The 13,198-nt window shown below is 38.9% G+C and carries 11 protein-coding genes; 5 read left to right on the top strand and 6 right to left on the bottom strand.

Annotation, left to right across the window (positions count from 1 at the left end; all coding sequences use genetic code 11):
- Nucleotides 1-167: 167 nt before the first annotated feature.
- Complete coding sequence (locus tag ASL19_RS17590) at nucleotides 168-365, top strand: hypothetical protein (protein WP_152980428.1); 198 nt, start codon at nucleotides 168-170, stop codon at nucleotides 363-365.
- 192 nt (nucleotides 366-557) lie between these two features.
- Here ASL19_RS17590 and ASL19_RS10290 read toward each other — a convergent pair whose 3' ends face one another.
- A complete protein-coding gene (locus tag ASL19_RS10290) occupies nucleotides 558-1,478 on the bottom strand; it encodes a hypothetical protein (protein WP_057178268.1) in 921 nt (306 codons plus the stop codon).
- A 359-nt stretch (nucleotides 1,479-1,837) separates the two neighbouring features.
- Here ASL19_RS10290 and ASL19_RS17170 point away from each other — a divergent pair, with 359 nt between their 5' ends.
- Both ASL19_RS17170 and ASL19_RS10280 read left to right on the top strand, forming a co-directional pair.
- Nucleotides 1,838-2,734, top strand: coding sequence for a GUN4 domain-containing protein (locus ASL19_RS17170; protein ID WP_152980427.1), 897 nt, complete (start codon nucleotides 1,838-1,840; stop codon nucleotides 2,732-2,734).
- 155 nt (nucleotides 2,735-2,889) lie between these two features.
- Nucleotides 2,890-4,113, top strand: coding sequence for a hypothetical protein (locus ASL19_RS10280; RefSeq protein ID WP_200959847.1), 1,224 nt, complete (start codon nucleotides 2,890-2,892; stop codon nucleotides 4,111-4,113).
- A 97-nt stretch (nucleotides 4,114-4,210) separates the two neighbouring features.
- Here the strand turns inward: ASL19_RS10280 and ASL19_RS10275 are convergent, their stop codons facing one another.
- The 5 genes from ASL19_RS10275 to ASL19_RS10255 form a co-directional block, all read right to left on the bottom strand.
- Nucleotides 4,211-5,866 (bottom strand): YfaP family protein, encoded by a 1,656-nt coding sequence (locus tag ASL19_RS10275; protein ID WP_057178267.1) that lies wholly within the window; start codon nucleotides 5,864-5,866, stop codon nucleotides 4,211-4,213.
- Between the two features lie 378 nt (nucleotides 5,867-6,244).
- Nucleotides 6,245-7,366: a DUF1036 domain-containing protein gene (locus ASL19_RS10270; RefSeq protein WP_057178266.1), complete on the bottom strand. Its 1,122-nt coding sequence runs from the start codon at nucleotides 7,364-7,366 to the stop codon at nucleotides 6,245-6,247.
- 99 nt (nucleotides 7,367-7,465) lie between these two features.
- Nucleotides 7,466-8,710, bottom strand: a complete 1,245-nt coding sequence (locus ASL19_RS10265) for a PP2C family serine/threonine-protein phosphatase (RefSeq protein ID WP_057178265.1) — start codon at nucleotides 8,708-8,710, stop codon at nucleotides 7,466-7,468.
- 12 nt (nucleotides 8,711-8,722) lie between these two features.
- Nucleotides 8,723-9,421 (bottom strand): VWA domain-containing protein, encoded by a 699-nt coding sequence (locus ASL19_RS10260; RefSeq protein ID WP_057178264.1) that lies wholly within the window; start codon nucleotides 9,419-9,421, stop codon nucleotides 8,723-8,725.
- A 52-nt stretch (nucleotides 9,422-9,473) separates the two neighbouring features.
- Nucleotides 9,474-10,805 carry a protein kinase gene (locus ASL19_RS10255; protein WP_057178263.1) on the bottom strand — a complete coding sequence of 444 codons (1,332 nt, stop codon included), beginning with the start codon at nucleotides 10,803-10,805 and terminating at the stop codon, nucleotides 9,474-9,476.
- Nucleotides 10,806-11,139: 334 nt separating this feature from the next.
- On the opposite strand from ASL19_RS10255, the gene ASL19_RS10250 reads away from it, so the two are divergent.
- Complete coding sequence (locus ASL19_RS10250; RefSeq protein WP_057178262.1) at nucleotides 11,140-12,141, top strand: hypothetical protein; 1,002 nt, start codon at nucleotides 11,140-11,142, stop codon at nucleotides 12,139-12,141.
- A gap of 77 nt (nucleotides 12,142-12,218) precedes the next feature.
- Nucleotides 12,219-13,198, top strand: a 980-nt coding sequence (locus ASL19_RS18640; RefSeq protein WP_235528981.1) for a GUN4 domain-containing protein, incomplete at its 3' end; no start/stop codon positions are given.

Genomic DNA, 13,198 nt, shown 5'->3' with positions numbered 1-13,198 from the left:
TGGTTTTCGACTCATAAAAATTGAAGACTGGGTTATTCTCAATATAAAGCTGAGAATGTGCTGTCTCCCGTAGGGAGTGCTTCGCGATCTCCCAAAGGGAGTGCTGCGCAATCGCCCCTCAACACATTCAGAATTTTCCCTTGAGAAGGAACCGGGGGGAACACTGAATGCGAGATCCCTTAGGGAGTGCTGCGCAATCGCCCATCAACACGTTGAGAATTTTCTATTGGGGAAGAACAGGGGGATATTTCCTAAGTGCGATCGCCTCTTTATACGTTCAGAATTTTCCCTTGAGAAGAAACTGGGGAGACCCTAAATGCGATCGCCAAAATGGAGTGCTTCGCGATAGGGTAGTCGCCTGGTAAAAAAGTGTAAAACTTAGGAAGTGCGATCACACTTTTGTATACCTTATTATCTGCAGTATAGCAATGAAAGTAAGTCTACATAACATGCGATTGCTGATCCAAAAACATCCTGTTTTTTATTGGTAAAATACTTAGTGGACAGTAAACAATTTGTTTGCAGAAAATACAATCACCCTGATGCCAAATTCTATCTTACTCTAACTGCTTCTTTGGGAATGTACGGATAGTCACATCTAATTCTTGACCCATATTAAAATTTGCTCGGGAGTTACGGTCAGAAAACTGCCGTAGAATATCACCACTAATAAATTGTGTTTTCATGAAAACCTCACCCAGTTTCAGACGTGAGAAATCTTTGAGTTCATATCTACTTTTTGTATAGTCCGGCAGTTTATGAATTATGTCTGATAGCATGTCTTGATTAAGTCCAGGTAATAAATCAAAATTTTTTTTAAGGAGACATTTTAGGTCATGTCCATATTTTTTTTTCAAAGTTTCTATATCTATTTTTTTTGCAATTAACGCGCCCTTCAGCAATAGCTCAGTCGCAAGGCAGCAATTTTGGATGACTGCATATTTATCAAACGAGCCTAGTAATGTTGCTGCCGCTGCTTGCATTTGCTGTTTTGCAAGATAGAAAAATTCTATTGCTTTTGGGGGTAATTTATCTCCTTTCTCAAGATCATCAATTCCATATACAAAATCCATTACATCAATAACCTGATCAAAAAAAGTCAAGACAGCTTTGTGATCTTTGAATAGCCATCGCTTTAGATTTTGAGTTTCAGGTATATCTGTTAAAAAATCAATAGGATTAATCAGAAATTCACCATATATAACAGGAAGCCGAATGGGTAAAAATACGTCTCGAAACATAAAGCATCCTATATAAGCAGGAGGAAGATGTAAATATGCTGAACCGTAAAAATCTCTATAAATTTGATTAATACTTTGAAAAATTGGATCATCCATAGGTAAATTAGTTCCAGGAAACAGATGTTGTGCAATTTCTGAACACGCTGCAAAAGGACGAGTATATGGTTCAACTCCCTTGCGAATAAGTTCTTCATCTATCTCCAAAAAAATTTTGGTTAAGTCTTCTACCTTCTTCATGTTTTACTCCTTTTTGTTTATTTTTATCCAAAAACCTTAAAACAATATCTGGCGATCGCATTTTTAGAACCTTTCCCACCCCAGGTGCAATTTCGTGTAAGGAGCGATTTGCGATAGTACTTTTTGTCTCTGGAACAGCACTGAAAGTAAATCAACAAAACATGCGATCGCCCATATAGAAGTGCAATACAATCGCCCCTCCTTACGTTCAGAATTTTCCCTTGGGAAGAAACACAGGGGACCCTGAATGCAAGATCCTGTAGGGAGTGCTTTACAGACGCACCCATTTTAAGGCACTATATTTCAAAACTAACTGTTAAAATCTTAGCAAAGTTTAACCTATATGCAAAAATGCAATTATGAATGATTTACCTCGTCAAAAGCTAAAAGAGATTATTATTCAACATGGTCGCTCCCTGTGTGACGATCCACACCGTTGCGAAGCTTTTTTGCGTGACTACTGCGGACAATATAAAAGAGAAATATTTTTGCTTATCAGTGCTTTAAAGCAAGGTGTTGTAAAAGATTTACTCAATTCTAACAACACTCCTATTGAGGTGCTATTAGGTAGATTAATTAACCAAATGCAGAATGATTTGGGTTTAACAAAAGAAGCTGCCCAATATGCAGTTGAAAGTTGGGCCCAGGCTTTAGATAAGATGCCTCAAATCGTCACATTACAAGGGCAAAACAAAGTAGGTAAAACTGAAAACCTTAAACTGCAAGGTGAAATCACTGCGCTACTAGAGACTAGAAGGGGTAAGCAGAAACAAGAAACAACATCTTTAGTACCTATACCTAGCAGCTACAAAGAATTAGAAACCTTATTAAAATCTCAAAAGTTTAAAAGAGCAGATGAAGAAACAGGGAATGTAATGTTAGCAGTAGCTAACAGACAAAACGAGGGTTGGTTAAGAGTAGAAGATGCAGAAAATTTTCCCTGTGAAGAATTGCGAGCTATTGACAATCTCTGGTTAAAATATAGTCAGGGTAGATTTGGTATATCTGTTCAACAAGAAATATACAAAAACCTAGGGGGAACAAAACAATATAATAAGAATGTATGGAGATCCTTCGGAGATCACGTAGGATGGAGGTCAGCAGGTTCATGGCTCAACTACAGCGATTTAAACTTTTCACTATCCGCACCAAAGGGTCAACTCCCAACAGTGAGACGGTCTATGACGATGGTGTGGGGGGTGTTGGGTGTTGGGTGGTTTTGTGGTTTCCCTCCTATCAAGACATGTAGAGTGTAACCCATATCACCTGATAGATTATTTATATCCGTAATGAAAAATCAGTGCATGAGATACCCATGGGGGTAGAACTGAATTTAGGCTATTGACGGGGATTCAACCTATAGCTTTTAAAATGTTGTTTAATTTAATATAACAGGGGAGAAAAAATAGCCTTGAACAACAATATTAACAATATCATAGCCGGAAAAGCCACACAGTTCGCTCTTTGGGGTGCAGGTGGTGGTGCTATTGGTGCTTTAATTGGTGAAGTTTTTTACTCCATTATACTAGATGAAAACTCTAACTCCCTGAGTGATGTTGTTATTAGAATTGGTATCTGGTTCGGAATGATTGGTGCAAGCATTGCTATTGCTTTACTTAGTGCCTCTTTTCAGTATCTCAAAGGAGGAATACAACTAGGCAAAGCCATACGAGAAGGTATCGGGGTGGGTTTCTTAGCAGGCGCGATCGCCGGAGCAATTGCGCAATACCTGTACTCGAGTATTGGAGCTATGAGTCCAAATGAGTTTTTACGAATCCTTTGTTGGGGTATAGCTGGTGGTTTGCTAGGACTGGGTTTAAGTTTCCGTATTCCCAACTTAGGAAAGTTACGCGGTATGGGAGGAGGTTTCGCAGGGGGTATATTAGGTGGATGTCTATTTGTATTAATAGCTGTCATTAGTCAAGATTTACAGACAGCAGCCCGCTTATTTGGCACTGCTGCTATTGGCTTTTGTATCGGTTTAATGATTGCTATTATTGAGGCGGTTTTCCGAGAAGCCTGGTTAGAAATTCGTTACAATCCTAGGGAAAGTCGAACTGTTAGTCTTGGTTCTCAACCTGTCAGTATTGGTAGCAATCCTAATATCTGTACAGTTTATGCTTACAATGCACCCCCTATAGCTCTACGTTATCAACTCATCGAAGGACAAATTTTATGTGAAGACATCCCTGCTGGAACTACCCACCAAGTGCACCCAGGGTCACAACAAATGATCGGAGGGATGTCCATTGTTGTTTGTGCTGCAGGTACTTCACCCCAGTTTTTTAACAAACCTAAGAATACATCTTCCCCACTGTTAGAAAAAACAGTCTTGCAATCCCCTGGGCAATTTTCTCTGCACCTTAAACGTCAAGTGATTCCCCTAACAAATGGCACCCAGTTTAGTCCCAAAGAAATTCTAGGATTAGAACCTCAAGGTATTAATGGGATAGTGGCAGAGGTCAGTTATAATCCTAAAGACCCAACTGTTCTAGGTTTAAAAAATTGTTCCCACAGCACTTGGTTAGCAACACTCCCTAATGGTGAACAAAAGCAGATTGATCCTGGGCGTAGTATTAAATTAGCAGTTCGCACCAAAATCAAGTTTGGTGCGGTGGAAGGAGAAATTCGCTAATTAATAACCCTAGTGTGGGTTATTTGTAAATTCGCCAACAGCCAAATTTACTTATTTCAGTAGGTTTTACTATCAATCTTAAAACCTAACTCATAAATTACGCAATTTGTCCTTCAATTGAACCAAATTTAATTTTCGTTCCAGTAGCCAACTTAATACTGCGTCCCGATTCAATCTGCTTTTGCTCACCGTCAGCTAAAGTTATATTCCAAGCTCGATGAGAGCAGTTTTGTAAACCCAATATACTAGGATCTTTAGGATTGGTATTTACCCGTGCTACTACACCATCAGAACCTTTTGGTTCTAACCCAGGGATTTCTACCGCAGTTAAGCAAGTTCCATTGGTCAGAGAAATAACCTGCCTTTTAATATGTAAAGAAAATTGGGTCTGAGGTTGAGAATAAGAAGGTAAAGATCCATTCTGATGCCCTAATTGCTCTGGTATATCCGCACTACGAACAACGACAGTAATATTGCTTACTCGCTGAGTGTCCCCCGGGTGGAGTGTCTGAGTTACCCCATTAACAACATCTTCACAGAGAATTTTCCCTTGATTTAATCGGTAGCGTAACGCTACAGATGGACTATTAGAGACGTAAATAGTACAGGCTTTAGCATCACTACCAATACTGACGGGATCAATTCCCAAATTGACAGTACGAATCTCTTTTGGATTATATTGAATTTCTAACCAAGCTGTACGAAAAGCAACTTCCACAAAAACGACCATTAACCCAATAAAGAACCCTAAAATAACTGCTCCCACCAAACGACCAGAAGCATCGCCAGCACTATCAGAAACCAATAAAAAGGCTAAAGCACCAAAAAATCCCCCTATACCACCAGCCATAATCGCTCGTTTAGCTTGTAAGTTAGAGATAAAAAAGCCCATCCCCCATCCCAAAAGCCCACCCAAAAGAGTCCAGCCAGCAATCCAACCTGTTTTAGCAAGAAATTCTGACTGAGCAACTAAACTCAACAATGCTTGAGCAGAACCACCAGAAACTAGTCCTGCCGCTAATGCACCTACAAGTAAAATAGCGCCTTGACGAATTGATAAAAATGGACGATGGAGATAAAGGTTTTGCCCAACTACTAGCGCAAGAGATAAACCAATAGCAAGCAAGGCTGTCCATAAACCGATAATAAGCACTGTATACCAAAAAGGCTGCGCTTTTGGTTGCTGTGGGGTTCCCTCAACAGTAAATTCATAAATGAGTCGCTTTGGTTGACCGCGCGAAATCGAACCAGAGAATTCTTGAGTCTTACTTTTTTCCTTTACACCAACTGTAAAAGTAGTTAAGTCAGCATCATCATACTGAGCATAATAATTAACAAACACCTGATATTTTCCACTTGGTGCGCCACCAGGAGGCCAATAAATGTTTTCTACTGGCTCTTTTGATTGCTTTCCACCCGCATTCATGTCAACATCAAGTTCCCCCCCTGACTGCGATCGCTTGCGAGAGAAATAAATTTCCTCTCCCAATGGATCAATACAATGTATATCTAAATCGTTATAATTGTTCCATGAAAGAGAAAGCTGAACATCTCCTGTTTTAGCTCCTTCCCTTTCTAACCGTTTAGTAAGTTCCGGATTAAATATAATTGCAGGAGTAGAAGCCTGTTCATCTGGTTGTGACAACATAGTCCAGGAAAGAAACCACTCCCCCAATAACCATCCAACAAAGCATCCCAAAGCACCTAATAAACCGAACAAGAGAACCTTTTTCCAACTTGATGATTGCCTCATTATTGAATCTCTCCTTGCACTGAACTAAAGTTAATTTTCGTGCCAGGTGCAGACCTGATGCTGCTCCCTGGCGCGATTTGCTGTTGCCGTACTATAGATAATCTCTGAACAATAGTGGTATTGGAACCACCAAAATCATACATTTGCTAAAAAGGGGGACTTCTTGAAAGTATAAGAAGAGGAATTTTCAGATGGTGACTTGAAATCCATGCTATAGCAAGAGATTGATGGGTTAATAGAGCATAATAAATAGGTGTGGAGTAAGCAGCTACACCAGGAATGATTTGTCTTAAAAGTGCGTTATACGGAGGTTGTTCTATCATTAGATTTACTTATTTTATTCAACTGTAATATTACTGAACTAGTGAAATTTAAGAATTATTCTGTATAAAGTTTATAATCTTTAAAATTATAGTTATTAACTCCTGGGAAAACGAAAAACTGAATTGCATTAGCTTTGTAATTTTCTCCAGAACATTCTATTTCATCAGCTTTTTCAAACTCAAATGCACTATTTTTCACACAAAATGAAAAATCTTTAGAACCCCAGGTAAGATTGTTTGTTTGTCCATGGAGGTAGATATATCCCCTATAGTTCAATCGTACAAAAAGTTTAGTACACTCTCCTTTTTTAATAACCCACCATCCTTTTGATTTCCACACTTCTCCTTCTTGGTACATAAAAGTAGTGCTGATTGTATCATTAGAAGTTGTATTACAAAGGTTTAAATAAGTATCTCCAGAAAAATTGAGATTATTCTCCAGATTATTTTCAAGATCTTTTAAAGAATTTTGGAAGTTTTGCACTTCGTTATAAAGTGATTTTTTCTTATCTGTAAGGTTATCGATTTGCCCTTTTAGATTGTTAGATTGTTCAGTAAGCTTTGCAACTTTCTGATTATATTGACTTGTGAGATTATTCATCTCTTCACTAAGATTACTTATTTCTTGAGTTTTTTCACTTTGTTGATAAACATAAATTATTACAGACAAAATAGCTAAGCCTATAAGTAAAAAGGTATATGAACCTGATAGAAGTGCGGATATATAAACCCAGATTTCTATTTCCCGATCAGATTTATGTAACTCTTTCTCATATTCTTCCTTTTGTTTTTGCTGTTTTTCTACTTCTTGTTCTCGCTGTAAAATTAATTGTTCTCGACTTTCAAGGTCATTTTTACTTCGTGGTTCAGAAATAATCCCTAATGCTAACCCCCACGAATCTACAGCCCAGTAAGCAGCTTCCTCAGCTATTCCTAGCTCATCTTGCAATCGCTTTGTTAGCTTAGCTAAAATAACTGATTCAGGAATTTGAGCTTGAGACTTTACTAACTCTGTAGCTACACCCTTTTTGAGAGCGTTTATTAAAAGAAAGACCTCCTTACTATATTGCCCACAAAAGTCCCTTAGTAGTCCTTCACATCGTTGAGGATTATTACAAATATCCTTACTGTATTGAGTGATAATTTCGCAAAGTTTTTGTCGAGGCAATTCATTCATAAGTATTTTCCTCCGTTTAAATAATACAGTATTTTTCCTCCATACAAATGCTTAAGCCCTGCATGGAGTAACCAGATCGAGACATATTAATAATAACTGTTATTCATTTTTATCTACCCGTAAAGGTTGTTTTCTTTGAGACGATTCTAAATTTCTTAAACCTGCATCTCCCTTTTCTTGCTGGTTCAATCCTTTTCCCTCAACAATAGCTAAACGAGAAGAAAGGTGAATACTAAACAGGATATTTACAAGGGTAAGAGGAAAAGTAATAATTAGGCCTATTATTGCTACTGCAATTTTATTTTTAACTGTTATTTCACTAGCTTGTAAGCGTCTCATATTACTTTCAAGATCTGAGATACTCTCTTTTTGTCTCACGTTAAGATCCTCAACTAATGTAACTTTCTTATCCAAGTTTTCTAAAATATCTGGTAAATAGTCTAGATCATTGATTTCAGGTCTTTTGATAATGCCTAAAGTGATGTCATCTCCGCTTCCTTTTTCTGATGTCTCTTTCAAAAACACTGGGATTTTTTCTCTAACATTTTCAGCAGAGTTTGACTTGAACATATTCAGATAATCCTTCCCAATCTTGAAAAATCCTTCGTCAGTAGAAAAAGAATTAGAGTAGCCATCAGTAGAAACCAGAATTAGGGCAGGCATTTTTCTTGACATACCTTTCGTATATGGTTCCAAGTGAACCTGAAACTCATTCCATGCCTTATTCATACACAGTGAGGTTGTCTCATTAGCAATTAGCTTTGGGTCTCGCTCTAAAATTCTGGTGGTCTCTCCCTGGGAATTTACCTCAAGAATGTCTCCATCCCCTAACTGAATATAAAGAATAAAAGACTCAGTTACTAAAACTGCTAATAGGGTAGCCCCATAAACCAAAAAATTATTATTTTCCACCGATTTCCAAGCAGATTCTCCATCTTTTTTTACAAGGTTCTCTTTTTCTTCATCAGTAAAGGGATATTCTTGCAAATGTTGCTGGACAATTTTCCTCCACTCATTGACTAATCTCTGTGGTAATAGCCTTTCTGTTCCATCTTTAAGTGTGGGAAAATTAATATCACTCTTTTGAGTGGTCAAGAGAAACTCTTGAATGACCCGAATTGCTGTTGAAACCGCAAACTGAGACCCTTTATCACTACGGAAACTCTTAGCACTGCCATGACCGTCTGATACAGCCAAAATTACTGGTAAACCTATGCCTGTTTCTGGGTAACCAGGATACCATTGAATCGCATCTTGGTTAGGCAATCCAGAGCGCAAATGAGAGGCCCCTCGCACGGACTCACCAATGCACCGCCATTTTTCCTGGTGTATGTCTTTTTTCATATTTTTCCTATCCTACCATACATCTGATGCACTATTGATAACAGCTTGAGGCACTACGGGAATAGGTACATTTCCGCTTGATAAATTAGAGTTATTAGCTTGACTGCTAGGAGAAGAGGCAGCTTTTAAAACAACAGTAGAAACCCATTTTATCTGTCTCACTAAAGCATCGGGACTGTCCGCTTGTAGTGGCAATAATTCTGGATTGCCAATAAACTTCTGCAATACTTCATGATCCGCATCTCCACCCACAGCGATCGCAATTCTGACAGCTTTTTTGCCCCAAGGTTGCTCCATCAATTTACTCAAACCACTGCTAAAGTCGTCAGTAGGCTGACCATCAGAAATCAGGACTAAAACAGGGGGTAAAGCGCGGTCAGTCATGGGTGGGATCTTTAGTTGGTCAGCAACCATGGAGAGTGCCCTACCCATATCTGTCACACCTTCAGTGGCTAAATCTATCCAATTAAAATTTTCAACTGGGGTGGGTTGAGCAATGTGCCACTGCGCCCCACTGGAAAATTTAAGAGCGCGAACCAATACTTGTGCATTAGGATTTTCATTCGCTTCCTTTCTCATTAAAGGAATTGCATCACGAATTGCCGTATTGAGAATCTGAATTTTACCATTTACAGACATAGAACCAGAACAATCACAAATCCAGATAAAATGTAAGGGACGGTTGGATAATCCTTCACCTGGTAGTGGCATATTAAATGTCTCCTTGATTCATTAAAAAAGTAGATTTACTGGTAGTAACAATTTAAAGGCGAATTTCACCCTCTGCTTTACCGAAATTGATTTTTGTTCCCACAGCAATAGTTGCGCTGTATCCAGGTTCAACATTCTTGACTTGATTATCAGCTGTAGTACAAACCCAGTTTTCTGAAGAAAGATTTTTAATTCCCCAAATGCTAGGGTTTTTGGGATTTTGAGTCACTTCGGCTACTGGCTGAGAAAAGTCAAATAAATTGGCGTTGATATGATGGGGAAATAGCTTAGTGTCATAGTTTAACATAGTTATATTCCTATCAATACGAATACGAGGGGGCAAAAGAATTTCTTTTTGACATGACCAACAGGGGTTAGGTTTACCACCAGATGCTTTTAATACATCAGGATCATAGAAGTTCTCAGCACCACAGTGTGAACAGTAGATGATAGAGTCCCGCAAATTTACCATTGCTCCCCGCCACTCAGACTCTCGGATGCGACCATTTTGGGGATCTCTAATTCCATTAGTAAATGCCTTGGTAAACAGGTCACGGAGGAATTGTGGATAGATTTTCCAGAAGATGAGAGCATTATCATGGTAGCTGGGTACTGGTGCATTAGAATTGTCATTAGGGTCAAAAATAAACACCGCATCCGTACCATAAAGCTTATTCATGGCAGGTGCGTCTAGACATTTAATTTCAGTTTCTCTCTTTCCTTCTAACGGATGGTGAATCATCAACATATAGAACAGTAAAACGGCTAAGGAGTATAAATCAGTTTGGGTACTAGGTCGCGCTTTGTCAGTAATAATTTCTGGTGCTATAAAGCGTGGTGTTCCCATAACCCCACCTTCCTGATCTCCATTAATAGTGACGTTATCGTTGTCACAAATTAAAACATCCCCGGTTTTCGGGTCAAAAAACACGTTGCCAAAAGAAATATCTCGATAACATAAACCCTTGCTATGAAGTTTGAAAAATCCATTAGCCAGCTCAAATCCAGTAGTTGCTAGGGTTCTAAAGGTGGGTTCTGGTTGAATACGCCGTTTCATTAGATCCACAAAGCCTTTATATCGAAGGTCTCGCAATGGCATAATATAACCAAATCCGTCAATCCCTGGTTCAGATACAATATCTATGGGCCAAAGAAAGCGATCGCTCGGTGATCCTGATTGAATAGCAGACTCAAGCCGATCTCTTTGATAGGGATCCGCCTGAATAGAGTGGGAATAATACCACTTTAGTGCCACAGGTTTACCACCCAAATTAGCTTGATAGACCTCTCCCTGACCCCCACCGCCGAGAAATTGCCCCACTTCACAAGGAGTTTGAGAAGATTCTGTATGGACTGTTTGTCCTGCTTTTAGTAGGTCACTCACCTTTTTCCTCCTTTTTACTGAGGTTTAGACTAACTGATGTTGAATAGAAAGAAAAAATCTCATCTTCAACAAGTTGTGTGTAATTATGCTGATACAAGAATAGATCATTGTAGTTTTGTATATATTGGCTATGGGAATCGTGCAATTAATTTCCATTATGGTTTGATGTAGCTCATGGCAGAGCTATAAGAAGTATATCTAAAATATGGTAAAGTTGAGCTTGCTAAATAGATGTAAAAACCAGATGAATGATAAATTCAGTAATCCATCCTTATACTGAAGCTAAATAAACAAAGCTCAATTATAAACATAAGTTTAGTATAACATTGAAATTATGAATGATTTGCCTCGCCAAAAGCTGAAAGAAATTATTATTCAACAAGGTCGCTCCCTATGTGATAACCCACAACGTTGTGAAGCTTTCCTGCGGGACTACTGCGGGGGATATAGGCGAGAAATATTTATACTCATCAGTGCTTTGAAGCAAGGTGTTGCAAAAGACCTGCTCAATTCTAATAATGTTCCTCTTGAATTGCTGGTAAGCAGACTGATAAAGAAAATGCAGAATGAGTTGGGTTTAACAGAAGAAGCTGCACACTATGCGGTTGAAAGTTGGGCCCAGGCCTTAGATAAGATGCCTCAACAACAGATTCAGCAACCGAGATTTGACGTAATAAATAAGGCAAATAAAAAGCTCAATCACCCAGTTTCTTCTCAGCAAACTACAGTTGTATCACCCCTTTTTACTACGAACCAACAACAGCAAAAGCTAGTTTTAGGGAGAGGACTTTTAAAAAAAGCAGGGGTTTCAGTAGGATTATTTATACTAGTAGTAATAGTACAACAAATCTTCACAGCTAATTCTACTGAACCTGAAATCAACGGATATCCCACAACTGAGATAACGGAGCTTCCCACACCTGAAATCACTAGGTCTTCTACACCTAAAGTAACTAGATCTTTGAGACGTAAAATAACCGAGCCTACTGAACCTGAAATTACTGAGCCTACTGAACCTGAAATCACTGAGCCTACTGAACCTGAAATCACTGAGCCTACTGAACCTGAAATCACTGAATCCACTGAACCTGAAATCACTGAATCCACTGAACCTGAAATCACTGAATCCACTGAAGTTGAAGTCGATGAGTCTTCCAAACCTGAAATCGCTGAATTTCTTGAACGTGAAATACGGGAAGTAAACGAATCTCCCACCCCTGAAGCAACTGAATCTCCCACCCCTGAAGTCACCGAATCTCCCACCCCTGAAATCACCGAATCTCCCACACCTGAAATCACCGAATCTCCCACACCTGAAAAAACTAACCCAATTTAGATTTATACATCCGCTATCTCATTCACGATGCGATCGCCGACCCCATGATTCTTTTTCCCTAATATGGAACTACAATTATGAATGATTTACCCCGTCAAAAACTCAAAGAAATTATTATTCAACATGGTCGCTCCCTATGTGACAATCCACAACGTTGTGAAGCCTTTTTGCGCGACTACAGCGGAGAATATAAAAGAGAGATATTTTTGCTTATCAGTGCTTTGAAGCAAGGTGTTGCAAAAGACCTACTTAATTCTAGCAACATTCCTATTGAATTGTTGTTAGGCAGGTTAACTAAACAGATGCAGAATGATTTGGGCTTAACAGAAGAAGCTGCGCGCTATGCAGTTGAAAGTTGGGCCCAGGTTTTGGATAAAATGCCTCAACAACAGATTCAGCAACCAAGAGTACAGCGAACAAACAAGGTAGATAAGCCCACGATTGCTTCTCACCAAAATGCAGTTAAATTACCCTTATCTCCTAACAATAAACAACAAAAACTAAGTTTAGGGAGAGGAATTTTAAAGAAGACAGGATTCGCACTGATAGGATTATTTACACTAACAATAATAGCACAGCAAGTCTTTGTAAGAGTAACAGATTCTCCCACAGTTATCCCCACCCCGAGCAGGTACACAAGATTAGAAACCTTGTTGAAAGCTCAAGACTTTAGAGAAGCAGATTTAGAAACATACAGAGTAATGTTAGCAGTAGCTAACAGACAAAGCGAGGGTTCGTTCAGAATAGAAGATGCAGAAAATTTTCCCTGTCAAGAATTGCGCACCATTGACAATCTGTGGTTAAAATATAGTCAGGGTAAATTTGGTATATCTGTCCAACAAGAAATATACAAAAACCTGGGAGGAACAAAACAATTTGATGTGAATGTATGGAGATCCTTCGGAGACAGGGTGGGATGGAGAAAACAAGGTTCATGGCTCGATTACAAAGATTTAAACTTTTCATTATCTGCACCAACGGGTCAACTCCCTGTGTTGTGGGTGGGGAAGGATTTGGGGTGGTGGGTTTTTAGGCGGACTTCCCTCCTGTCAAGACA

The sequence above is a fragment of the Cylindrospermopsis sp. CR12 genome (assembly GCF_001432185.1).
Lineage (GTDB): Bacteria > Cyanobacteriota > Cyanobacteriia > Cyanobacteriales > Nostocaceae > Raphidiopsis > Raphidiopsis raciborskii.
The sequence above is the reverse complement of the archived record's forward strand: the minus strand, read 5'-3'. Positions and strand labels throughout refer to the sequence as shown.